A 23,919-nucleotide genomic window follows, 5' to 3' on the forward strand; every position below is an offset into this window, starting at 1 on the left:
GAAAAACGCGCACCTTGTGCTGTGCGCGTTTTTCATTTTTCAGAACACTCAGTCTTTAACGACTTTTAATGTTTTCTGCTGCTGTGAAGAGTGGATGCCTAATTCGATCAGTTCCATAACGCGAATAGCGTCAGACGCGGGAACCGGGTTTTGGCCTTTACCGGTGATAGCATCACGCACACCCGCGTAGTACGCCGGATAATCACCCGGCAACGTCGGCAGATGTTTATCCGCCAGCACCCCTTCAAAACTCAGCGTCAGCACACCATCACGTTTATCCAGACCCCAGTTGGCCTGCGGTGGGCGAATGCCCGCTTTCAGGCTGTCCTCCTGCGTATCCAGCCCGAATTTCACGAAGCTGCCCTTTTCGCCCTGGACGATAAACCGTGCGGTTTCAGCACTGGCGTACACGGTACTGTGCAGCACCACGCGACGACGGCCATAGGTCAGCACGGTATTAAAGTAGTCCACCGCTTTCCCCCCTGGACGCACAATGGCCAGATCGGTCTGAAGGGTGTCTGGCATACCGAACAGTTGTAAAGCCTGATCCAGCAGATGTGAGCCCAGGTCATACCAAATACCGCTGCCCAGTTCATCATTTTCACGCCAGCGCTCCTGCACCTGCGGTTTGAAGCGGTCGTAATGCGATTCGAAATAGACGATGTCGCCCAGCGTCCCTTCTTTAATCAGCGCTTTCAGCGTGAGGAAATCTGAGTCCCAGCGGCGGTTATGGAATACAGACAGCACTTTGCCCTGCTCCTGCGCCAGAATGTTCAGCGTGCGCGCCTCGCCCAGCGTTACGGTAAACGGTTTATCCACAATCACGTGTTTACCGGCTTCCAGCGCCTGTTGCGCCAGTGGGAAATGGGTGGAGTTCGGCGTAGGGATCACCACCAGGTCAATGGTCGGATCGGCAAAGATTTTTTCAGGCGAGTCCACAACTGTGACGTTCGGCCAGTCGGCGTGCACTTTGGCGGCATCACTGCTGGAGACCACCGCCAGTTCTAAGCCCGGTGTCCCTGAGATCAGCGGCGAATGAAATGTTTTGCCGGCAAAACCATAGCCCACCAGCCCGACGCGTAAGGTATCAGTCATTTCTTTATCCTTTACATTTATGAAGCATCACTCTGATTTGACACCAGCTTAGGGACGGGGACAAGCGCTAAATGTGACAAAGCCCACATCCCTTCATTCTTGAAGCTGCAACGGCGTTCGCTGCAACGCCAATCGCGTTGGGCATAAATAAAGAGGATTAAACCGTCATGATCAGAACTGATACGCTGCGGCATTTTCCGGTTCGGGCCACGGATGCGAGCGGTAGGGTTTGGCCGGATAGTTGGTTTCCACACTGCGGCGGCGGAAATCGCTCGGGCTCACACCGACCCGTTTGCGGAAGACGCGGGAGAAATAGAGCTGATCGTCGTAACCTACCACGCGGCCAATGGTGGCGATGGACTCCTGCGTGGTCTGCAACAGCAGCTTGGCGCGGATCACCCGCTGGTCTTCACGCCAGCGCAGAATGTTAATACCCACTTGCTCGCGGAACAGATGCGCCAGGCGCGACGGCGAGAGGCAGACGTGGCGCGCCACTTCATCAATACGCAGTTCACCGGCCAGATTGCCGGTAATAAACTGACAGGCTTCGATAACGCGTGGATCCATGATTTTTTGCGGGCTTTGCGGATCTTCCTCCATGGCGCGCAACAGCAGGCGCTCCAGCAGATTCATCCCCAGCTCTTCGCAGAAACGTCGCCCGGATTTTTGCGTCTGTTCAATATTGGCAAACAAGCGGTCAAATTCCAGCAGCAGCGTATTATTGGGCAGCGAAAGACGCCCGACATCATTGGTTTTCGTATGCCATTCCAGCCAGTCGGCCCAGTAAGCTCGCGGACGGAAATAGACCCAGCGGTGGTACCAGCAATCACTGTTGACTGAACGGCCATACAGATGGCGTGCTTTGGGCGGAAACAGCAGCAGATCGCCAGGGTTACAGTAGAACGTATCTTCACCGTCGAACACTTTCCCCTGACCTTTTACCGTCAGATTAAGGATAAAACCTTTCATCCCTCCGGGGCGGTCAATAGCAAAGTCCAGCGGTCCGTCTGCCAGTATGGGGGTCATCCCTGCCACCAGATAAGCGTTAAAACTGTAACCCGGCAACAACGGGTTTTGCTGCTGATCCTGAATCATACGGTGATACATCGGGACCTCCTGAAAATCACTCTGGGGCGGGCTTTCTTTTATTCTATCGGCCGATGAAAGCGCTGCCAGAAAACGTTACGAAAATGTGAAGGAAAGCTATTTTTTACGGCATTTAACCCGTCAAAGCGTTAAATGCCGCGTGAAAGCGTTATCACTAATCCCGTTCATTCTTCGAATTGCCGGTGCGATAGCCGCAATTTGAATGAGGGAGGGAAGACCTTAAACCGCTCTTTTAGCTTTCTGTTTGTAGCGGTCAAAGATCACCGCCGCCAGCAGAATCAGACCGCGCACCACGTATTGCGAGAACGGTGAAATATTCAGCAAGTTCATGGCATTTTCCACCGTACCCAAAATCAGAATACCGGCCACCACATAAGAGATTTTACCGATACCGCCTTTGAGTGAAACACCCCCCAATACGCAGGCAGAAATCACGATCAACTCATAACCCAGCGAGGTCATCGGCTGGCCGCTGGTCATGCGTGATGCCAGGATGATCCCCGCCGCCGCTGACACCAGCCCGGACAACATGAAGATGATGATTTTGGTGCGCACTACCGGCACACCGGCCAGACGCGCGGCGTCCTCATTACCGCCAATGGCCAATGTATTACGGCCAAAGGTGGTTTTATTAAGCAACAGACCGAAGATGATCAGACATCCCACCGTCAACCAGATAGGGGCTGGCAGGCCGAGCCAATTGGCATAACCCAGCGCGAAGAAACGCTCATCTTCGATACCCACGGCTTTACCATCGGAAATGATATATGCCAGGCCGCGCACAATTTGCATGGTCGCAAGCGTCGTGATCAGCGCATTGATTTTCAGCCGGGCGATAACAAAACCGTTCAGCAAACCGGTCAGCATCCCCAGAATCAAACCGGCACCGACGCCAATCCACAGGCTTTCGGTCAGGTTAATCACCACCGCCGTGGTCACACCGGCGCAGGCAATGACGGAGGCAACCGACAAGTCAAAGTCACCGGATGCCAGACAGAACAGCATCCCGCAGGCCACCATGCCAGACATGGAGATCGCCAGCAGCAGCCCTTTCATATTGATAAATGAACTGAAGTTCGGCACGAAAATACTACAGGCAATAAACAGCGCGGCGAACACCACCAGCATGCCGTAACTGTCCCAGATGCGCATGATGCCCTGGCCGCCACGTGACGCGGCGGAAGATTGCTCCGGTTTACCGGAATTTGTGGTCATAGATGACATAATTTTATGCTCCTGCCGTCAGTTCTGGCGTTCTCAACATTGCCAGCCCTAATGCTTTTTCTTCAGTGGCGTCGTCATGCAGCAACTCGCCGGAAATCGCGCCTTCGCGCATCACGATAATTCTGTCTGCCAGACCCAAAACTTCGGGCAGATCGCTTGAGGCAAACAAAACGGCAATGCCCTGCTTGGCCAGTTCATAAATCACGTTGTAAATCTCATGCTTGGCACCCACATCGATGCCGCGCGTCGGTTCGTCGAGCAGGATCACTTTCATCTCTTCCGACAACCAGCGACCCAAAATGGCTTTCTGTTGATTGCCGCCGGACAGATTCATGATCAACTGCTGGGCGCTCGGGGTTTTGATATTCAGCGCAGCAATATGCTTTTTGGCATTTTGCGCTTCCCATCGATTATTAATCACGCATCCGGCGATGACGCTTTTACGCCGCGCGCTGATGTTGATGTTGTCCTGCACCGAGTGCACCGGAATAATGCCATCGGCTTTACGGTCTTCCGGGCAGAGCATAATGCCCTGTTGGATGGCGTCAGCCGGTTTGCGAATATTGAGCGCTACACCGTCGAGTGACACGGTACCTGCGGTGATGCGGGTGCCACCGAACAGCCCCTTCATCAGTTCACTGCGACCGGCCCCAACCAGACCGAACAGGCCAACGATTTCCCCCTGACGCACACTGAGGCTGATCGGTGCTTTGACACCCGGCGCTTTGACGGCATCGAGCTGCAAACGGATCTCGCCATGCGGGCGCGGCACATAATCATAAATATCGCCGAGATTACGCCCGACCATGGCCTGCACCAGTTTCTCGTTATTCACCTGCGTCATGTCATCAAACGTGCAGACATAGCGGCCATCCTTAAACACGGTGACCGCGTCACTGAGGGCAAAGATCTCCTCCATACGGTGCGAAACATAGATAATCACCCGCCCTTCGGCGCGCAGTTCGCGGATAACGCGGAACAACTGCTCGATTTCACGGGCCGACAGCGAGCTGGTCGGTTCATCAAAGGCGATGATTTTGGCGTTGCGTGCCAGCGCCTTAGCGATTTCCACCATCTGCCATTGACCAATCGACAGGTATTTCAGCGGTGTGTCCGGGTCGATATCCAGCCCCAGATGTTCCAGCTGAATTTTGGCTTCGTAATGCAGCAGTTTGCGGTTCACGCAGCCATATTTGCTCGGCAACTGCCCGAGATAGATGTTCTCTGCCACCGTCATTTCCGGCACCAGATGCAATTCCTGATAGATGATTGCCACACCGGCATCCAGCGCTTCCGTGGTGTGAGTAAAACTCACCGGCTGGCCCTTGATATGAATTTCGCCCTGTGAGGGCTGATAGTTACCGCTGAGGATCTTGAGCAGCGTGGATTTTCCCGCGCCATTTTCCCCCATCAGCGCATGAATCTGCCCGGCTTTGCAGTCAAAAGTGATGCCATCCAGCGCTTTCACGCCGGGAAACGTCTTGCCAATGTTATGGAACTCCAGATACGGCGCGGCCGCATCAAACTCCGTCAGTGACGGTTTCAGCAGCGAGGCATTGAGTAAGGCTTGCTGAGTCATAGTGGCTACCTGGAAGAATTGAGTGAAGGTTAACAACGTTCTTTATTGGCAGCGCTCCCTGCGGCCCGAAAATGGGGGCGCAGCTTGTGCGCCCCTGAGTGATACAACGGTGTAAGAAAGACTTATTGCATCAGGCCTTTTTTCTTCAGTTCTACTTTGAAGTTGTCACGGGTGATCAGCACCACGTCAGTCACTTCGGTGAATTTCGGTGGTTGAACGCCTTTGGTCACCCACTCATTCAGCATCTGAATACTTTTGTAGCCATGAATGTCCGGGCTAGGCAGCAGGGAACCGTAGAAACCGGTCTGTGCACCTTTAGAGAGTTCGTTGACCGCATCCACACCGTTGATACCAATGCCGATCACGTTCGCCGCTTTAAAGCCCTGACCTTCTGTTGCACGTACGCCACCCAGAACGGTGTTGTCATTCATGCCGAGGATCAACCAGTTTTTCACTTGCGGATGTTGCACCAGCAGAGAGTTACCGGCATCCAGTGCGCCCGGGATATCGTTGGATTTAGTCGGCACTTTGTAGATCTGTTTTTCCGGGAAACCGGCCGCTTTCAGTGCATCCATTGAGCCGGAAGTCCGGCGACGCGCAGTGTCCAATTCGTCAGCCGTGATCGCCATAACGCCGGTATCAGCCGCATTCCAGCCACGTTTTTGCATCTCTTTATACAGTTCCTGACCCTGACGCTCACCGATTTTGGTCGCGGCCATCATGACTAATGGCACGTCATCCATCGGTTTGCCTTTGGCATTCACGAACTGGTCATCTACCTGAATAACCTTCATATCGTAGCTGCGTGCTTTGGCCATAATCGCAGGCCCCAGACGCGGGTCAGGGGTGCAGATAACAAAACCTTTCGCGCCATTAGCCGCCAGACTGTCGATAGCGTTCAGTGTCTTCTCACCGTCCGGCACCGCAATTTTGATCACCTGGAAGTTCAGATCCTTGCCTGCTTTATCCGCGAACTTCCATTCAGTCTGAAACCAGGGTTCTTCCGGTTGTTTAACCAAAAAGCCCAGCTTCATGGTCTCCGCCATAGCTGAATGTGACATAAGGACAGCAAAACCTGCCATCGCTAACGTCTTAGTGAATTTATGCATGATGTTCTCCGACTTTTTATAGTTGCCGCACACGCTATTCCGCTGAATTGACTCAAACCAGAACAGGTGTGAAAACGTTATCAGTAGGGTGTAGCCAAAAAACCAATCTGCTTTGAGGTGCCGTGTACCGGCAATTCTGGTAGCAGGTTTGCTGTTTAGCCAAATAGGACCGTGACAGTTTTAACGGGAAATTAACGCCGGAAGGTAGAGCGCTATCACACTTGGGGATTACAGCAGGATCGTGCATAGATATAGCGATTTTAGCCAAGCATTAACTTTTGACTAACCTCACATAAACATCATGGGGAGCAGGATTGTGCATACTTGTAGCTAACGCCTCCTCACGCACTTCCCTCACTCGCGCACAGGATGATCAGCAGACATATTCATCCATATTTTGGGAGTGAGAAGAATGACGCAAGGTGCAATTGCTCTTGGTCTGGATTTTGGCAGCGACTCCGTAAGGGTGCTGGCCGTGGACTGTCAGAGCGGCGCGGAGATCGACACCGACGTAGTCTACTACCCGCGTTGGCAGGAAGGTCTGTTCTGCAACGCTGCACAAAACCAGTTCCGCCATCATCCGCGTGACTATATAGAAGCGATGGAACAGGCGATTGTGAATCTGGTCCAGCGCCTTGGCAGCGATCGCAGCGCAAAAATTATGGGTATCGGTGTGGACTCCACCGGCTCAACACCCGCTCCGGTCGATGAGCAAGGCCAGGTGCTGGCACTGCGTCCTGAGTTCGAAAACAACCCGAACGCCATGTTCGTGCTGTGGAAAGATCACACCGCGATAGAAGAAGCCGAAGAGATCAACCGCCTGTGCCGCAGCGGCGATTTCCCTGACTACTCCCGTTATATCGGCGGCGTTTACTCTTCTGAATGGTTCTGGGCCAAAATTCTGCACGTCTCCCGCGAAGATGCCGCCGTGCGTGAAGCCGCCGCGTCCTGGGTTGAGCTGTGCGACTGGGTGCCCGCCCTGCTTTCCGGTACAACCGCTCCGGCTGACATGGTCCGCGGACGTTGCAGCGCCGGACATAAAATGTTGTGGCATCCGTCCTGGGGCGGCCTGCCTCCACGCGACTTCTTCACCGCGCTGGACCCTATGTTGGTCGAGGACTTGCCTTATCCGCTGTTCACCGACACGGCCACCGCCGAGAAACCGGTCGGCACGCTTACCGCCGAATGGGCGCAGCGTCTGGGTCTGCCACAAAGCGTCGTACTGTCAGGCGGCGCGTTCGACTGCCATATGGGTGCCGTCGGTGCCGGTGCGCAGCCTTACACACTGGTCAAAGTGATCGGCACCTCCACCTGCGACATTCTGATTGCTGATAAGGATCGCGTGAACGATCGCGCCATCGGCGGGATTTGCGGCCAGGTGGAAGGGAGCGTTGTACCGGGGATGATCGGGATGGAAGCGGGACAGTCGGCGTTTGGCGACATGTACGCCTGGTTCAGCCGCCTGCTGAGTTGGCCGCTGGTGCAGGCAATGCATGCCCACCCTGAACTCAAACCGGTGCTTTCTGCGGTGCAAAAAAATCTGCTGCCGGACCTCACTGCCGCATGGGCGGCCAATCCTTCACTGGATAACCTGCCATTGGTGCTCGACTGGTTCAATGGCCGCCGGACACCTTTCGCCAACCAGCGTCTGAAAGGCGTGATCACTGACATTAACCTCGGCACACAGGCACCCGAACTGTTTGGCGGGTTTATCGCCGCCACCGCCTTCGGTGCGCGAGCCATCATGGAGTGCTTCGAGCAGCAGAACATTCCGGTGGAGAACGTCCTGACCCTCGGCGGTATTGCACGTAAATCTCCGGTGATCATGCAGGTTTGCGCCGATGCCATGAACCGTCCGCTGCAAATCGTCGCCTCAGATCAGTGCTGTGCGCTGGGTGCTGCCATTTTTGCCGCCGTCGCCGCCGGTGAATTTACCGATGTGCCCGCTGCGCAGAAAAACATGGCGTGCAGCATAGAACGCACCCTGCTGCCCGACCCGCAGCGCGTAGCGCAATACCAGAAACTCTATGAACGTTATCAACAGTGGTGCAGCAGCACTGAACCCCTGTTTGCAGCAAAAACGACTCACTGAATTCACCCTCTTATTTTGCAGGAGTAACAAATGGACGCGTTTAAACATCTAGAAGTCTGGTTTGCAATTGGCAGTCAGCACCTTTATGGCCCGGAAACATTGCGTCAGGTGAAAGAGAATGCCGAAAAGGTGGTCAATGGCCTGAACAGTGAAGCCGGTCTGCCCATCAAGCTGGTACTGAAACCGCTGGTCACCACGCCGGACGAAATCACGGCGTTGTGTCGTGAAGCCAACTACAGCCAGTCTTGCGTTGGCCTGATCACCTGGCTGCACACTTTCTCCCCGGCAAAAATGTGGATTGCCGGTCTGACCATCCTGCATAAACCGCTGTTGCAGTTCCATACCCAGTTCAACGCCGAAGTGCCGTGGGACACCATGGATATGGACTTTATGAACCTCAACCAGACCGCGCACGGTGGCCGTGAGTTCGGTTTCATCGGCGCACGTATGCGTCAACAGCACAGCGTCGTTGCCGGTCACTGGCAGGATGGCGAATCCCATCGCCGTATTGGCCAGTGGATGCGCGTTGCCGCGGCGAAAAATGAAAGCCAAAATCTGAAAGTAGCGCGCTTTGGTGACAACATGCGTCAGGTTGCGGTGACCGAAGGCGATAAAGTTGCGGCACAGATTCAGTTTGGTTATACCGTCAGCGCCTTTGGTATCGGCGATTTGGTGGCCGTGATCAATGAAGTCAGCAAAAGCGATATTGATACGCTGGTTGAAGAGTACGAAGCCACTTACCGCCTGACAGACACGGTTAAACTGCATGGCGAACGCCGTGAAAACCTGCTGGATGCGGCAAAAATCGAACTGGGCATGACCCGCTTCCTCGAACAAGGTGACTTCCACGCCTTCACGACTAACTTCGAAGATCTGCACGGCATGAAGCAACTGCCGGGGCTGGCGGTGCAGCGCCTGATGCAAAAAGGCTACGGATTCGGTGGCGAAGGCGACTGGAAAACCGCCGCCCTGCTGCGCATTATGAAAGTGATGGCCGGTGGCCTGAAAGGGGGTACCTCTTTTATGGAGGATTACACCTACAACTTCAAAACCGGCAACGATCTGGTGGTGGGTTCGCACATGCTGGAAGTCTGCCCGAGCATCGCCAAAGAGCCAAAACCGCTGCTCGATGCGCAATACCTCGGCATAGGCGGCAAGGCGGATCCGGCACGTTTGATCTTCTCTACCCCGGCCGGTCCGGCCGTGAATGCCAGCGTGATCGACATGGGAGACCGCTTCCGTCTGCTGGTCAATCTGGTCGATACCGTCGAACAGCCGCATGAACTGCCGAAACTGCCGGTGGCCCGCGCCATCTGGAAAGCCCAGCCAACGCTTGCGACAGCGGCCGAAGCCTGGATCCTCGGCGGCGGCGCGCACCACACCGTGTTCTCACAAGCGCTGGATATCGACCATCTGCGCTTGTATGCGGAATTCCATAATATGGAGTTGCTGGTGATTGATAACGACACCACCCTGGCGGATTTCAAAAATCAAATTCGCTGGAATGAGGTTTATTTTAAACTTTGCGCAAAATAATGCGGCTTTGAAGTTAACGTCAAGATCGTGGGTATCCGCCCACGATCTTGACTTTGAATTTGAATTTAAAAAGCAGGTTTGGGCAGCAAGCCCAACCATCAAATAAAGGATTTCGCCTGCTTAAGCACGACATCACAGGCTTTTTGCTTCACTTTCTCTTTCACCTGGGTCAAACCACTGCCGAGGTTATTCAGGTCGATGGTTTGGTTTTTACCGGTTTGCAGCAATCCACCTAAACCGTTCTGATAATCCTGGCTCTGTGCGCCCGATGCGCTCTGAATACCAAGTTTGCTGAGCAATTTGTCTTTCACACCTTCAGTACTGGCCTGTGAAAGGACATTGTTTTTCACGCAATACTGCAACACCCCGGCCGCATTGGTGGCACTTTTCGACGTCAACGCGCTGTCGCCGCCACTGAGCAGTGAGGTCAGTGACGCGGTAGAATTGTTGCTATTGCTGGCATTATTCAGCCCCTGATTGGCTGCATCCTGCAGTGAACTCAACAGGTTACTTGCCTGTGCGCCACCTGCCAGTAACGCGCAACTTGCCGCGATAGTCAGTACTGCTGTCTTTAATGCTTTCATGTCTAGCTCCGTTAATTTCACTGATGAACCCGTAAAAACGATACCGGCAAAGCTTGGTCCCTATCATTAATTTCATCAATAGGAAAACGTCGCTGAATAGTACAAATCGCTTTTTATTTGATGTTAAGTGGGGGTTGGCGGGCAATCCATAGCGCGGCGGCATTGAAAAAGTGCTGCGCCAGCGACGTGGCGCGCCCGGCCTCGGCAACCACCATCGCGGCGTGGCGGCTCATTGGCGGAATATCCAGCGGGCAACGCTGCAGCGCCGGGTGCATCTCATCAATCAGATGGCCACGTGGCACCAGCGCACAGCCCACGCCAACAAATACACCTTGCATCAACTGGAAAATCGAGGTGCTTACCAGTGTCGGGCGCAGCTCCAATCCGCTCTGGCGAAAATGGCTGTCCAGATAACGACGGAAATAGCGACTGGGCTCCGACAGGCACAGCGGCAGTGCGGCCGCCTGTTTGGCGCTGAGCAGCGTAGTGCCCACCAGTTGCGGAAAATGCTTCGGATGATAAACCACGTCAACGCCGCCATCATCAATCGGTACCAACTGAAAACGCAGCTCATTGAGGGTGGAGAATTCGAAAAAACCGATACCAATGTCAACCGCGTGGCTGCTTAGCGCTTCAATAAGCTGGTCGGCGCTAACTTCTGATACCCGGTAATCCAGTCCAGGATGTTCATCGCTTACCGCCTTGATCAGCCGCGCCAGCGAGATGCTGCACTGCGGCATAACGCCGATGCGCAACGTACCGCTCAGCCCCTGCTTCAGCGATTCCACTTCCAGCTTCAGGCCTTCATAAACCGCCACGATCTCCCGTGCCCAGCTCAGTACTCGCAGCCCTTCGGCAGTGAAGCCTTCGAAATTATTGCCACGGTTTATCAGGTTAAGATCCAGCTCTTTTTCCAGATTTTTCAGTCGCATTGATAGCGTAGGCTGGCTGACAAAACTGGCCTCTGCCGCCCGGCCAAAATGCCGTTCGCGTTCAAGGTTACAAAGGTAGATCAGTTGCTTGATGTCCATGGTGCGCGGGGGAAACCTGAAATAGGAATAATAGTAGGGAGTATAACGTCGGTCAGGGGGAAAGTCGTGAGTAACCCGAGGGCGAGGCTCAGCGCACTGAGCCAGGGGGAATACGTTTTTTATGCCTTATGCAAGCGATGCTTATGCCCGTTCATCAGGCTTAACGAGGCGTCATAGGCGGCGGTTTCATCCCCGGCCATGATCGCTTCGTAGATGCATTTATGTTCGTTGAGGCACATGCCGCCCTCTTTGGACGAATAAGAGATAAACCACTTGAAAATCGTGGTCAGCACATTGCCAAACGGCACATAAAAACAGTTGCCCGACGCGATAAAAATCGCACGGTGAAACTGGGTATCAATCTCCACCCATTGCGCCTGATCAAACTGGTCCGCGACCAGACACATCTGCCGGTAAATCCGCGACAGTTCGATGCGCTGCTCTTTGCTGGCATTTACCGCTGCCAGCGCGGTGGCGTGCGGTTCAATCGCCCGGCGGAACTCCAGAAACTGATGGTAGACCTCCTCAGTGGCTTCCATGCCCTGCATCCACTCCAGCAGTTGTGGGTCAAGCATGTTCCACAGCGGACGTGCCCGCACGCGGGTACCCACTTTTGGCCGCGACTCCAGCAGCCCTTTAGACGACAGCAATTTCAGTGCTTCACGCAGTGCCGTCCGGCTGACGCCAAACTGTTCACCCAAATCCATTTCATTAGGCAAAATCACGCCCGGCGGTAACTCACCGGAGAGGATTTTACGGGCAATATCCCGCGCAATGTGGGTATTCAGGCCCCGGGTCATGCCCGCCGCGTTCTCGAACTGCATACTCATCCATCATCCCTTAATTTCTGCGCTTAACTGCCGTCATGATAGTTGATGACATGGGACGCTGCACAGCGCGGCGTCCCGTTTACGCTTTACGGCGCCATCTGGCCGCCGTTCACATCCAGAATCTGCCCGGTGATGTAACCGCTGCAGGCGTGCGAGGCAAAAAACAGAAAGCTTGGTGCCAGTTCTTCGCTGGTGCCGAAGCGCCCCATCGCAATGCCGCCGGAGATTTTTTCACGTACGTCGGCCGTTTTATCAGCATGGAACTGGGTATCGATGGTGCCCGGTGACACCACATTGAAGCGAATATTGTCTTTGGTGAACTCCTTCACCCAGTTGCGGTGAATGTTGTGCACCCAGGCTTTTGACGCCGCATAGATCGCCGCACCGGGACCACCGCCTTCACGACCGGCAATCGACCCGGTGCTGATCACCGAGGTGGTTTTACCGCTCTGTTTGGCGGCGCTGCGCAGATGGGGAATGGCGTATTTGGTGACCATCAGCGCCGAACGGGCATTGAGATCCATGACGTGCTGATAAAACTCATCGTCAATGCTCTCCAGACCTTTACGTCCACCGAGACCGCCTGCGTTATTGATCAACACGTCGATACCACCGAAACGTTCAACAAAGGCAGCCACCAGCTTCTCGCACTGATCGGTTTTTGTCAGGTCGGCAGCAAAATATTCCACTTCACCGCCGAGCGCGGCCACCTCTTTGGCCAGAGCCTGCAGGCTGGCATCACTGCGATGGCCGTTAAGACCGACTTTAGCACCCGCACGGGCGAAAGCCTGCGCCGTCGCCAGACCGATACCTTTGGTGGAACCGGTAATTAACACGCGTTGGTTTTTCAAATCGCTGAACATAAGAACTCCTTTAACGGGATGGAAAATGTAGGGTCGTTGTTTCTAAAAACGGGTCGTACTTATGCATGCCACGTGGCGCTGAACTCGGTGCCCGCCTCTGGCGCGTCGAGGTTATTAATCACCACCCGTAAAATGCGTGAATCCGTACAGTGAATACGCAGTTCGGTTATTGCTGCGCTGTCAGACAGCACCTCGACACGGGCCACTTTTCCCCGCGCATCGCGGGAAGTTTCGGTGGCTTCATCAAAGAATCCGTGGCTTTCAATCACGCTGGCAAACAGCGCATCCGCGCCGTGCTGACGCAGCAGTAAAGCCGGTTCATTACGCAGGTTGAAATGCGGGTCGCTGGCACCGCTGCGGGCGACAATCAGCTCGCCGCCCGCGGGCATGGCGCTGACCAGCGTGGTATAGCTGTGACCATCGAGCCAGCTGAACAGCGCTGACTCACCGGCAGGCACATCAGCCCGCGCGCAGTCCCACAGGTGCTGGTAACCGTGACCGGTGCCGAGCGGTTTCAGGGTGTCGGCCACGCGAAGGCCGGCATCGCTGCGCACCATCTGCCCCAGATGATGCAGGCAATAATCATATTGATGGGTTAGCTCACTGGTGACGCGGAACACGTCCACCAGCAACGGTTGTTCGAATTCGGGCAGGTCCAGCATCAGCACGGTGCGCTGCATAGCCACGCCGGGGTAATAATCCGTCAGGCGGGCACTCATGCCCTGTCCCGTAGCGTTGTCGGTGACGAAGAAGTGCCTTTCGCCCCAGCGTTTTTCCGCTTCACTGCTCTGGCCGAGGTTCTGGCTCTGCTCGTCCACCACTACCGTATTGTGAGCGACGGTCTGTTTGCAGTAGCTGTTGTTTTCAGGGATGTAACGGCCGCCGAATTTGGGTTCGACATTTACCCAGCGGCCAAAGCCGTAATCCCGCAGTGATTCGCGGCCGTTGTTAAACAGGCTCAGGTGCAAACCGTCGAAATGACCGTGGTTCAGCGCCGAATGCAGTCTGGGAATACTGCCGTGCTGGCCGTACCACATCAGCGCCATAGAGAGATCACCGCGTGCATCTTCATGTCGTAAGACAGCCAGTTCGCCCTGCTCACCCTCTGGCCCATCCGACAAGGTCAAACTGCCCCAGTTGTGTTGCTGCGCAGGCTGGTATTGCATGGCAACCGACAACGCCAGACCGGCCGCGCTGACCCATAAATTGCTTTGCTGCCAGGCGGTGGCGATCCACTGCGGCTGATGACCATAGCGATGGAAACAGACACTGCTCGCCACCACCGCGCCATCATCATGAATGTTGATGCTTTTCGAAGCGTCATTAAGCGCCGGCAGCGTGCCGTCCGGGAACGCCGTCTGCATCAGCGCTTCGCAGGTTTTACGGATGATTTGCCCGCGAAACTGATAAATCTGTAATTCAGGCTGGCGGCGGTGAATGGCTTCGGCCAGCAACAGCAGCGGGCGCAAGGCGAAACGCTGGTAATAGGGGCCTTCGATGTAATAGCCATCAGGGGAAAACAGCTGGGAAAGCTGGGCGAAGAATCCGCCGCTTTCACTGTCGCCTTTCAGTCCGTACAGGGCATGGTCCACCAGCTTTTGGTCGCCAAGCACATATCCGCATACCGCCGCTGCGGCGACCGACCAGACGCCGTGGTTATGCACGATGTCGAAATCTTTGGTGTGCCGCGTCAGGGCGTCATCAACCATCACGCGAAACAGCTGGCTTTCAATGACGCTGCGCTCGGAAGCGGTCAGCGTCGGCTTAATGCAGTGATATCCTTCGACTGCGTACAACAGCCACATATTTTCATTAAGCGTCTGGTGAAACAGCCGCCCTGGCGCATTGCTGTCTTTGCTGACATTGCTGCCAAGCCAGGGGTAAATCGCCGCATAGCCGTTAAGCAGGGTCAGGGCGAAATCCCGGTAGGCCGGGCGGGCGCAAATCATAAACAGCCGCCCGGCCAGATTGATGTAAAGATAATTCTGCTTGTGGCGCGCATGTTCCGTCCCGCCCGCTTCGCCTTGCCCGGGGATCTCAACCGGTTGGGCCATATAAGCGTCGAGGGCGGCGATCTGCTGACGCAGGACACGGCCCATCAGCGAGTCGGCGTCGATCTGGGCGCGTAACTGCTGCGCTTCGTCGGGTGAGATAAACAGCGGCTGCCAGTCGGTCATGATGAGGTGTCTCCGGTTTTCAGCGCCGGTTGTGGCGCAACGTAGCCTTTGGCCCAGGACGGCAGCGAGAGCAGCCAGGTTTCGCGCTCAGCCTCCATGACTGCGCCGCGTGTCACGTCAGCATGATAGCCACCGCTGAGTTTTTTACCGGCGGGTGGCAGGCTGAACGTGGCGCTGCGGATCTGCTGCTGGTAGCGGGAAGATCCGGTGGCGTTATCCGCCCAGGAGAGCAACGGCACCGGCCGTACGCTGATGCGGTCAATGGTTTTATACGGCCACGGCTGGCCGTCGTCAGTATATTTCGCCATAAAATTCAGTGATTTGATGACACTTCCGCCCTGCGGTGTCTGGTAATTCCACAGGTCAATACCGTTTTTCTGCGCCAGTATCGCCATCAGGCTGATGGCCTGCAGGTCAAAATAGCTGTAATGGAAGGAGCGCGTGCGCGCCAGTTCTGCGGGCTGGGTGCCGTCGGGCATGAGCTGTACGTCGAGTTTGCTTTTCATCAAGGTGACCATCTGCTTAATCACCTGTGGCTGGTCCAGATACCAGGCAATGCCCGCCACCTGTGTGACATACCAGTTACCGTGATTGTTCTCAGTGCGGCTCTCTTTTTTGGCAATTTTATTGCCCTGTAACCAGGTCAGATATTCAGTCATCCATTCGCGCAGCGCCTGTTCGTCTGCCGCTTTCCACGCCGGGTTACCGTGCAGCAGCACCACCGAGTCCACAATGCGGGTCGAGAAGTAACGTCCGTCGAGCACACCGGCGTTGCGCCCAGCCGCAATACCCGGTACGCCCTGCGCAAAGTTAAGGTTCGGATTCATACGGGTCTGCGGGTCGATAAACCAGGCCCGCATCAGGCTGGCGGCCTTGTCGGCATATTTCTGTTCACCGGAAAAATACCAGGCCAGCGTCAGGTTCTGCACCCGCGCCGTAAAGTCGGCCAGCCGCACGCCATCGCTCTGATCATTTTTACTGGCCGGATTCACCTTGCCGTCTTTGCGGATCCACGGCAGACCGTCGGGTTTGCTGTCGTCCGGCCACCAGTAGGCGCTGAGGCTCAGGTAGTCATGCTTTGAACCGCTGGGCGGCGTCATGCCTTTATCCGTCACACTGAGATTAGGTTTGCCGAGGGCGTTGTCGGCCGTTTTAAGTAACTGCTGATAAGCCGCCGTGGTTTGCGGCGCGGCCTGCTGGTCTGCCAGTTGCTGTTTAATCACCGTCAGTTGTGCGGTATGCAAAAATGCCGGTTCTGCCGCCATCAGTGAAGCACTGAACAACAGCCCGACGACGGCGCTGAACCCTATCGTTAAATCAGAGACTTTCATGCATTTTCCTCTTAAGCGATCCCGGCCACTTCGCCTTTAGTAATACAAATAAAGCAGAAGCTGTTTGAGTTAGCCACTTTAAAAGTGACTTTTGCACGTTTCAATCCTGCATTAATGCCCATGAAGTGATACTTGTCACATTCTGGCAACAAATATAGCCTTTCTTATTTGTCGGACTATTAATTTCAAATCTCTCTCCTACTATTGCTCATTAAGCCTGACCAAAAGATAACCATAAAAACCTCACCCTACACTGAGAGAGTAACGACGATGGATATTAACGTTCTAGTGATGATCGGTTACTTCGTGTTAATGATTGCGATCAGTTACGCATTTAAGAAGATGGCCTCCGGCTCCTCCAGCCACTATTTTCGCGGTGGCGGGCGAATGCTGTGGTGGATGGTGGGTGCGACAGCCTTCATGATCCAGTTTAGCGCCTGGACTTTTACCGGTGCCGCCGGGCAAGCCTACCGCTACGGTTTCAACGTAGTCAGCGTGTTCGCGGGTAACGTGTTTGGTTATCTGGTGGCCTGGTGGTGGTTCGCCACCCGCTTTCGCCAACTGCGTGTCGACACCGCCACCGAAGCCATTAATCACCGCTTTGGTAAAGGCAACGAACAGTTTTTTACCTGGATGATCATCCCGCTGAGCATTCTCAGCGCCGGGGTGTGGCTTAACAGTCTGGCGGTGTTTGCCAGCGCCGTCTTCAAACATGATGTGACGCTGACGCTGTGGGTGACCGGGCTGGTGGTGCTGGTGATTTCACTGCTGAGCGGCGCCTGGGGCGTGGTCGCCAGTGATTTTGTGCAGACGCTGGTGGTCGCGATCATCTCCATCGCCTGTGCGGTGGTAGCGCTGGTGAAAGTCGGCGGGCCGGTGAATCTGGTGACTGAGTTCCCCTCTGGTTTTATTACCGGGCCGGATGTCGGGCCGCATTACATTTCCCTGCTGGTGGCCTGCTTCCTGTTCTTCTTTATTAAGAACGTGCAGAGCATTAATAACCTGCAGGACTCCTACCGTTTTCTGAATGCCAAAGACAGTTTCAACGCCAAAAAAGCGGCGCTGTTTGCGCTGGTACTGATGTTTGTGGGCACCCTGATTTGGTTTATTCCACCGTGGGCCGTGGCAATTCTCTACCCTGATGCTGCCACGGCGCACCCGGAACTGGGTAAGAACGCCACCGATGCGGTGTATCTGATTTTCGCCGAACGCGCGATGCCGCTCGGCACCGTCGGGCTGCTGATGGCCGGTCTGTTTGCCGCCACCATGTCGTCAATGGACTGCGCACTGAACCGCAATTCGGGGATATTCGTGCGCAGTTTCTGGACGCCTATCGTTAACCGCAACAAAGAACGCAGCGATAAATATCAGCTCCGCGTCGGTCAGGTCGTCTGCGTGGTCAACGGCGTGCTGGTGATTTTTGTCGCGCAGTACATGCACACTATGCAGACCGTCAGCCTGTTTGACCTGATGATGAAAGTCGGCACGCTGATGCAGGCACCGATCGTGGTACCGCTGTTCCTCGGGGTGTTTATCCGCAAAACGCCGGACTGGGCCGGTTGGGCCACGGTACTGTTCGGGCTGATGGTCTCTTATGTGGTCGCCAACGTGTTTACCGCACCGGACGTCGTCAAGCTGCTGGGCATGAACTTTACCGCCCGCGAAATGCTCGACATCGCCATCATGTGGAATATCTTCTCGCATATGGTCTTCACCGGCGGCTTCTTCTGCCTGACCACGCTCTTTTATAAAGAGCAGGCCACCGAACGCACGGCCATCCGCAATAAATTCTTCGTTGATATGGAAAGGCCGGTCTACGCCGACGACGAACAGGACGAGTTCGACCGTCTGCAACGCGACAAAATCGGTAAAATATCGATGTATATGGGGGCCGGATTACTCCTGATGGTGCTGGTGCCTAACCCGCTGTGGGGACGGGGTCTGTTCCTGCTCTGCGCCCTCTCCATTCTGATCTTTGGCTGGGTATTACACCGCAGTGCTGAGAAAGGCATGAAGGCGGCAACGGCGGAAAAAGCAGCGGCAGTGACCGCTCACCGCTAAGGGAAAAGAGTCAAAAAATGCAGGGCATTCCCTCGGGGTGCCCTGCATTGATCGGCTTAAAGCAGTTATCGATTTAAAACAGTTATCGACTTAAAGCAATCCACGCTGTTTTAGCGTAATGCGCGTGGCCTCGTTTAAATCGTACTTCGGCAAATCTTCTTTGCGCACCCACGCATAGTCTTCAAACTCGTCATTCAGGGTGACCGCCTTGTTCTTCGCCTGACAGGTGAAAATCAGGTAAATCATGTAGATCTCTTCTTTGGTACCATCGAGAAAAGTCTTCACGCGGATATCATCGCGGAACGTCCACGGCGTGATATGCGTCAGTTCCAGCGCCTCGCCCAACTCTTCACGCACTTCCCGCAGTAACGCCTGTTCAATGGTTTCGCCCGGCTCCATCCCGCCGCCCGACAAGGCCCATTGTCCGGGAAACACCCCGCGCTTAGACGACATTTTACACAGCAGATACGTTCCTTCGTGTTCAATCAACGGACAAACAATGGTTCTCTGACGCATAGCAACCTTCACTGGTTATGGAGTCTGTTTAGAACGCAAAAAGTAGCATATTGGAGACCTCCGGCACGGGAGTTGGGTCAAGATTGGAGAAATTTCACAAAATCCACCTGACAGAAGGGGCAAAATCCGTCCCCTACTGCGCATAGAGTCAGGCGGCCTGCGCCGCAGTTCCTCGCATCGCTGAATAAAACCAACAAAAAACCCGCCTGATCAGCGGGTTTTTACCTCTAAAAAACATTTTCACTTTCTAAGTTCCATCGCTGGCGCTGCTGATTAATTATCCAGTTCGCTCATGTTTTTCACCTGATCACGGTTTATCTGTTCTGTTTTGCCCGTCTCGGCATTTTTGTACGAAACCAGACCCGTGTCTTTATCTACCTGAGGTTTACCGTCCGTAACGATGGTTTTTCCATCCGTCGTTTTTATCGCCTGATTCGAAGCACAACCAGCCACAAAGAGCACTGAGACAGCGGCCAGTGAAGCAGCAATAAGGTGTTTCCTTTTCATGTATTCCCTCCTGTATTGGGGTTTTAATTTAACAATCACCCATTAAATATAGTTGAGAATATGACCTTACATTTGAGATTCAGACAAACGGAAGTCATTCGCCTGTTTTTCGCGCACACAAAAAAACGAAATTTCACAAAATCCACCTGACAGAAGGGAGCAAAATCCGTACCCTACTGCGCATAGAGTCAGGCGGCCTGCGCCGCAGTTCCTAATACGAAAGAGATCTTTGTGACAACTCCAATTCAAAAACAGAAATACGACCTTGATAAACTGCAAAAGCGCCTGCGTCGTGACGTAGGTAAAGCCATTGCAGATTTCGGTATGATTGAAGAAGGCGACCGCATTATGGTCTGCCTGTCTGGCGGCAAAGACAGCTACACCATGCTGGAAATTCTGCGCAATCTGCAACAGAGCGCGCCGGTGAATTTCGAACTGATTGCCGTCAATCTGGATCAGAAACAACCGGGGTTCCCGGCGCACATTCTGCCTGCCTATTTAGAGCAGCTGGGTGTGGAATATAAGATTGTCACCGAAGATACCTACGCGATCGTCAAAGATAAGATCCCGGAAGGCAAAACCACCTGCTCACTCTGTTCACGCCTGCGTCGCGGCATCCTGTACCGTACCGCGACCGAACTGGGTTGTACCAAAATCGCGCTGGGTCATCATCGCGATGACATCTTACAGACACTGTTCCTCAACATGTTCTACGGCGGCAAACTGAAAGGCATGCCACCGAAACTGATGAGTGACGACGGCAAACACATCGTGATCCGCCCTCTTGCTTACTGCCGCGAGAAAGATATCGAACGTTTTGCGGTGGCGCGCGAATACCCGATCATTCCGTGTAACCTGTGCGGTTCACAGCCGAACCTGCAACGTCAGGTGATTGGCGATATGCTTAATGACTGGGACAAGAAATACCCGGGCCGAATCGAAACCATGTTCACAGCAATGCAGAACGTGGTGCCATCGCATCTTAACGACGCCAGCCTGTTTGATTTCAAAGGTATTAAACACGGCAGTGCGGTGGTTGACGGCGGCGATCTGGCGTTTGACCGCGAAGAGATCCCGATGCAACCCGTTGGCTGGCAGCAGGAAGACGATGAAAACGGCGCACCCATTGAGCGTCTGAACGTGTTAGAAATTAGATAATTCAAAGCAATAAAAAAAGCTGTACTCAAAAATTCGCCCGTTTCATCTTGAAGCGGGCTTTTTTTATGCGGATTTCAGGCCAAAAACGCCACCTGCTGCCAGTTGTAGTTGCACATCACCAGCCTGACCGGTAGCGAAACCTCGCCGAAATTGTGGTTCTGAAAGCGCAGAAACAGAGCATGCAGCGCAGGCGACACAACGTCGGCGCTGTAACGCAACAGCGTGCTGTGCCAGAACAACTGCGGAATGTCGCCAGAGGGATAGCGTGCCCTGACCTTATCTTGCCACGGTGAGGCCAACAGCGCGTCGGCCAGACGCTGGCGAACCTCCAGGCTGCGGGCATCGGGGATCCCCGCCAGCAAAATTTGATTGGGCAGCGCCACCAGCCGCAACTGGCTAATATGCATGACATGACCGGCGCAACAGCGGGTAAAAATTTCCCGCACCTCGTCACGCTCTGGCACCTGTTCCAGGTTGTCATACAGCGCATTACTGATGGGGAAGAAACTGAAATGCACGCCATCAACAGGGTTGAGATCCGCCAGCGGATCATCCTTTGTGACCTCTTGTAGCGCGGAAAGCAGCGACAGCAGGTCGCGGCTCAACGCGGGGCGGTTCCCACTGGAGAACGCCAGTTTGGTCGGGTGATAAAAAGGTTCATTGCGCACATGGCCACATCCCGCCGACGCTTCCCATAGCGTCAGTGTTTTTTTAGTCACATTTTCATAAGCCTGATGAATGTTTTCAAACGGCAACATAAAATCCCCTGCCAGGTAAAAGGAGTCGCAGATACCGCACTGAACGACTCAGCAAAACGTCACCTGCTCACAAAATCCCAAAAAGATTGCGCGAAATCAACATATCCCCCGCGCAACAGGTTCAGTATCTATTCCGCAGGTGAATGCAACGTCAAGCGATGGGCGTTGTGCTCCATATTGTCTTATTTCCAATTTTTTAGAATTAATCCGCTAGATACTTTAATTCGAACGACGCCGGTCTTCTGACCGGCTTTTTTTTTGCATTTTTTTTGCATATTTCTCACAGTTACAACCACTTACTCTTCTTCAGCCACCAGGCCACACCACCCACCAGTGTCATCAGCGATAAACAGAAAATGGTGAAACCATAAGGGGAGGTGTTACCGGGAATACCGCCAAGATTGACCCCGAACAGGCCAGTGAGGAATGTGGTCGGTAAGAACAGCATCGCCAACATCGACATCGTATAAGTACGACGGTTGAGTGCATCGGCCATCAGCGAACCAATTTCGTCCGCCAGCACGCCGGTACGGGCAATATTGGCATCCAGATCATCCAGTCCGCGCCCCAGACGATCGGCTATTTCTTGCATACGGCGGCGTTCGTCGTCATTCATCCACGGCAGGCGCTCACTGGCCAGGCGCGCAAACACATCCCGCTGCGGCGACATATACCGGCGCAATACAATCAGTTGCTTACGCAGCAGCGCCATCTGGCCGCGCTCGGGCACCTGCTGGTCCATCAGGTCATCTTCGATATCAATGATTTTGTCATGCATATCTTCGATAAAATCACTGGTGTGATCGGTCAGCGCATCACACATATCGACCAGCCAACTGCCGGTGTCAGTAGGCCCGGTGCCATGCTGCATATCGGAAATCAGCTCATCCATCGAGAAGACTTTACGGTGTCGCGTGGAGACGATCATTTTGTCAGTGAGGTAAACACGGATGGTCACCAGTTGGTCGGGACGTGAATCAGCATTCAGATTGATCGTCCGCAGGGTGATCAGCGTCCCCTCGCCCATGCGGATCACTTTCGGGCGCACACTTTCACCAGCCAGCGCCTCACGAACGGTGTCGGGCAAAACCGGCGTGGTGTTGATCCACTGTTCGCTGGCGGGCAACGTGTAGTCCAGATGCAGCCAGCACGGCTTGTCATCACTGGCAACACACTGAGCATTAATTTCATTTACGCCACCTTTGCCGTCGAACTGGTAGGCGTACACGGCATCAGAAACCTGAAGTTCTTTACCCTTAATAACTTCCACGACATTCCTCGCTGTTTTATTCGTTATCTGTTCGCCAGTTTAGCGTTTAACGCGAATCTGCGGAACCCTGGGTTGGCGGCTGCATTTCGGCCAGTGCAGGCATCACACTGCGCATCATGTCGAAGAATTTCCGCAACCGGGCCGGATAATAAGTGGAATAGGGATAAACCAGATAGACGGGAAGCGGCAACGCATTCCAGCCCGGTAAAATCTGCTGTAACCGCCCTTGTGCGATGTCTTCTGTGACGATCCAGGCGGAGACTATCGCCGCCCCCAGCCCAGACAACGCCGCCTTGCGCACTGCATACAGGCTGTCGGTTGCCAGACGGGGCGCAATCATGCAGCGCTCCGTCTGGCCGCCGCTATCATGGCGCAACGTGACTTCGTTGCGATAAAAAGTACTGAACGACACCCAGGGCAGATTCCCCAGTTCGCTGACCTGCGTCACCGGATACGTGCTCAGCAACTCAGGTGTCGCCACCACAATACGCGGCACTTCAGCCAGCAGAAGCGCGACCATCGACGGATCATCAACCTTACCTACCTGAATCGCGCAGTCGATATCTTCAGAGATGAAGTCCGGCGTGCGGTCGTTGAGCATCCAGTCAATCGTCACATCAGGATAGCGCTGTAAATAGCGGGTTAAGGGTTCAATCATCTGATCTTGTCCGAAGGCGTGCGGCACCCGAACACGCAGTGTGCCAACCGGTTCATCCCCGGCTCCGCGCAGTTCATCCTCCAGCGCCGCCCAGCGCTCAAGCAGCAATTTGGCCTGTTGATAGCAGCGTTCGCCGTCGTCAGTGAGTTTCATTGCGTGGGTGGTGCGCAGGATAAGCTTCACCCCCAGCATTCGCTCGAGTGATTGCAACCTGCGGCTGACGGTCGGCTGGCTGGTATTGAGCTGTGCAGCAGCGGCGGAGAGACTGCCACTCTCAACGATGCGCACCAGAGTTTGCATCAGATCTATGCGGTCAATTCCGCTGGAGTTCAATGTATTCATGCGTCATACGTATAACAGTTTTACCTTCCGGCTGGCTACCACTCATAACCGTTCGGGTGAAAAATAGCGCTCAGGTCATCTCATCCATCGG

Annotated in this window: 20 protein-coding genes; 4 read left to right on the forward strand and 16 right to left on the reverse strand. The window is 54.4% G+C overall.

Features of this window, described 5'->3' with window-relative positions:
* Positions 1-48 precede the first annotated feature (48 nt).
* The 5 genes from EAH77_RS16875 to EAH77_RS16895 all read right to left on the reverse strand — a co-directional run bounded on the left by EAH77_RS16875 (position 49) and on the right by EAH77_RS16895 (position 6,114).
* The gene (locus EAH77_RS16875; RefSeq protein ID WP_140473972.1) at positions 49-1,095 is read right to left on the reverse strand and encodes an oxidoreductase; all 1,047 of its coding nucleotides are present in this window, start codon (positions 1,093-1,095) and stop codon (positions 49-51) included.
* A 171-nt stretch (positions 1,096-1,266) separates the two neighbouring features.
* On the reverse strand, positions 1,267-2,202 hold the full coding sequence (gene araC, locus EAH77_RS16880; protein WP_140473973.1) for an arabinose operon transcriptional regulator AraC: 936 nt from the start codon (positions 2,200-2,202) through the stop codon (positions 1,267-1,269).
* A gap of 219 nt (positions 2,203-2,421) precedes the next feature.
* Complete coding sequence (gene araH, locus EAH77_RS16885; RefSeq protein ID WP_140473974.1) at positions 2,422-3,426, reverse strand: L-arabinose ABC transporter permease AraH; 1,005 nt, start codon at positions 3,424-3,426, stop codon at positions 2,422-2,424.
* 4 nt (positions 3,427-3,430) lie between these two features.
* Positions 3,431-5,005, reverse strand: coding sequence for an L-arabinose ABC transporter ATP-binding protein AraG (gene araG, locus EAH77_RS16890; RefSeq protein WP_140473975.1), 1,575 nt, complete (start codon positions 5,003-5,005; stop codon positions 3,431-3,433).
* A gap of 122 nt (positions 5,006-5,127) precedes the next feature.
* Positions 5,128-6,114, reverse strand: a complete 987-nt coding sequence (locus tag EAH77_RS16895; RefSeq protein ID WP_140473976.1) for an arabinose ABC transporter substrate-binding protein — start codon at positions 6,112-6,114, stop codon at positions 5,128-5,130.
* A 412-nt stretch (positions 6,115-6,526) separates the two neighbouring features.
* On the opposite strand from EAH77_RS16895, the gene EAH77_RS16900 reads away from it, so the two are divergent.
* Both EAH77_RS16900 and araA read left to right on the forward strand, forming a co-directional pair.
* Positions 6,527-8,206, forward strand: coding sequence for a ribulokinase (locus tag EAH77_RS16900; protein WP_140473977.1), 1,680 nt, complete (start codon positions 6,527-6,529; stop codon positions 8,204-8,206).
* 30 nt (positions 8,207-8,236) lie between these two features.
* The gene (gene araA, locus EAH77_RS16905; protein WP_140473978.1) at positions 8,237-9,742 is read left to right on the forward strand and encodes an L-arabinose isomerase; all 1,506 of its coding nucleotides are present in this window, start codon (positions 8,237-8,239) and stop codon (positions 9,740-9,742) included.
* Between the two features lie 98 nt (positions 9,743-9,840).
* Here the strand turns inward: araA and EAH77_RS16910 are convergent, their stop codons facing one another.
* The 6 genes from EAH77_RS16910 to EAH77_RS16935 form a co-directional block, all read right to left on the reverse strand.
* Positions 9,841-10,326: a DUF2501 domain-containing protein gene (locus EAH77_RS16910; protein WP_140473979.1), complete on the reverse strand. Its 486-nt coding sequence runs from the start codon at positions 10,324-10,326 to the stop codon at positions 9,841-9,843.
* Positions 10,327-10,439: 113 nt separating this feature from the next.
* On the reverse strand, positions 10,440-11,357 hold the full coding sequence (locus EAH77_RS16915) for a LysR family transcriptional regulator (RefSeq protein WP_140473980.1): 918 nt from the start codon (positions 11,355-11,357) through the stop codon (positions 10,440-10,442).
* Between the two features lie 119 nt (positions 11,358-11,476).
* Positions 11,477-12,187 carry a FadR/GntR family transcriptional regulator gene (locus EAH77_RS16920; RefSeq protein WP_140473981.1) on the reverse strand — a complete coding sequence of 237 codons (711 nt, stop codon included), beginning with the start codon at positions 12,185-12,187 and terminating at the stop codon, positions 11,477-11,479.
* Positions 12,188-12,273: 86 nt separating this feature from the next.
* On the reverse strand, positions 12,274-13,050 hold the full coding sequence (locus EAH77_RS16925) for an SDR family NAD(P)-dependent oxidoreductase (RefSeq protein WP_140473982.1): 777 nt from the start codon (positions 13,048-13,050) through the stop codon (positions 12,274-12,276).
* Between the two features lie 59 nt (positions 13,051-13,109).
* Positions 13,110-15,227: a heparinase II/III domain-containing protein gene (locus EAH77_RS16930; RefSeq protein ID WP_140473983.1), complete on the reverse strand. Its 2,118-nt coding sequence runs from the start codon at positions 15,225-15,227 to the stop codon at positions 13,110-13,112.
* The gene (locus tag EAH77_RS16935) at positions 15,224-16,558 is read right to left on the reverse strand and encodes an alginate lyase family protein (protein ID WP_140473984.1); all 1,335 of its coding nucleotides are present in this window, start codon (positions 16,556-16,558) and stop codon (positions 15,224-15,226) included. The genes EAH77_RS16930 and EAH77_RS16935 overlap by 4 nt, the downstream gene beginning before the upstream one ends.
* A gap of 270 nt (positions 16,559-16,828) precedes the next feature.
* Between EAH77_RS16935 and EAH77_RS16940 the strand changes: the two genes are divergently transcribed.
* A complete protein-coding gene (locus EAH77_RS16940; RefSeq protein WP_140473985.1) occupies positions 16,829-18,619 on the forward strand; it encodes a sodium:solute symporter family transporter in 1,791 nt (596 codons plus the stop codon).
* A 90-nt stretch (positions 18,620-18,709) separates the two neighbouring features.
* Here the strand turns inward: EAH77_RS16940 and nudI are convergent, their stop codons facing one another.
* Both nudI and EAH77_RS16950 read right to left on the reverse strand, forming a co-directional pair.
* Entirely contained in the window at positions 18,710-19,135 is a 426-nt protein-coding gene (gene nudI / locus EAH77_RS16945) for a nucleoside triphosphatase NudI (protein WP_140473986.1), read from the reverse strand.
* A gap of 273 nt (positions 19,136-19,408) precedes the next feature.
* Positions 19,409-19,642, reverse strand: a complete 234-nt coding sequence (locus EAH77_RS16950) for a YgdI/YgdR family lipoprotein (protein ID WP_140473987.1) — start codon at positions 19,640-19,642, stop codon at positions 19,409-19,411.
* A 231-nt stretch (positions 19,643-19,873) separates the two neighbouring features.
* Here EAH77_RS16950 and ttcA point away from each other — a divergent pair, with 231 nt between their 5' ends.
* Positions 19,874-20,800 carry a tRNA 2-thiocytidine(32) synthetase TtcA gene (gene ttcA / locus EAH77_RS16955; RefSeq protein ID WP_241673477.1) on the forward strand — a complete coding sequence of 309 codons (927 nt, stop codon included), beginning with the start codon at positions 19,874-19,876 and terminating at the stop codon, positions 20,798-20,800.
* Between the two features lie 74 nt (positions 20,801-20,874).
* Here the strand turns inward: ttcA and EAH77_RS16960 are convergent, their stop codons facing one another.
* From EAH77_RS16960 to EAH77_RS16970, 3 genes are all read right to left on the reverse strand, one after another.
* The gene (locus EAH77_RS16960; protein WP_140473989.1) at positions 20,875-21,558 is read right to left on the reverse strand and encodes a hypothetical protein; all 684 of its coding nucleotides are present in this window, start codon (positions 21,556-21,558) and stop codon (positions 20,875-20,877) included.
* Between the two features lie 286 nt (positions 21,559-21,844).
* Positions 21,845-22,828, reverse strand: a complete 984-nt coding sequence (gene zntB, locus EAH77_RS16965; protein ID WP_140473990.1) for a zinc transporter ZntB — start codon at positions 22,826-22,828, stop codon at positions 21,845-21,847.
* A gap of 46 nt (positions 22,829-22,874) precedes the next feature.
* The gene (locus EAH77_RS16970) at positions 22,875-23,828 is read right to left on the reverse strand and encodes a LysR family transcriptional regulator (RefSeq protein WP_140473991.1); all 954 of its coding nucleotides are present in this window, start codon (positions 23,826-23,828) and stop codon (positions 22,875-22,877) included.
* Positions 23,829-23,919: the final 91 nt, after the last annotated feature.

It is taken from the genome of Ewingella americana (assembly GCF_006438725.1).
In the GTDB taxonomy this organism is placed as follows: domain Bacteria; phylum Pseudomonadota; class Gammaproteobacteria; order Enterobacterales; family Enterobacteriaceae; genus Ewingella; species Ewingella americana_A.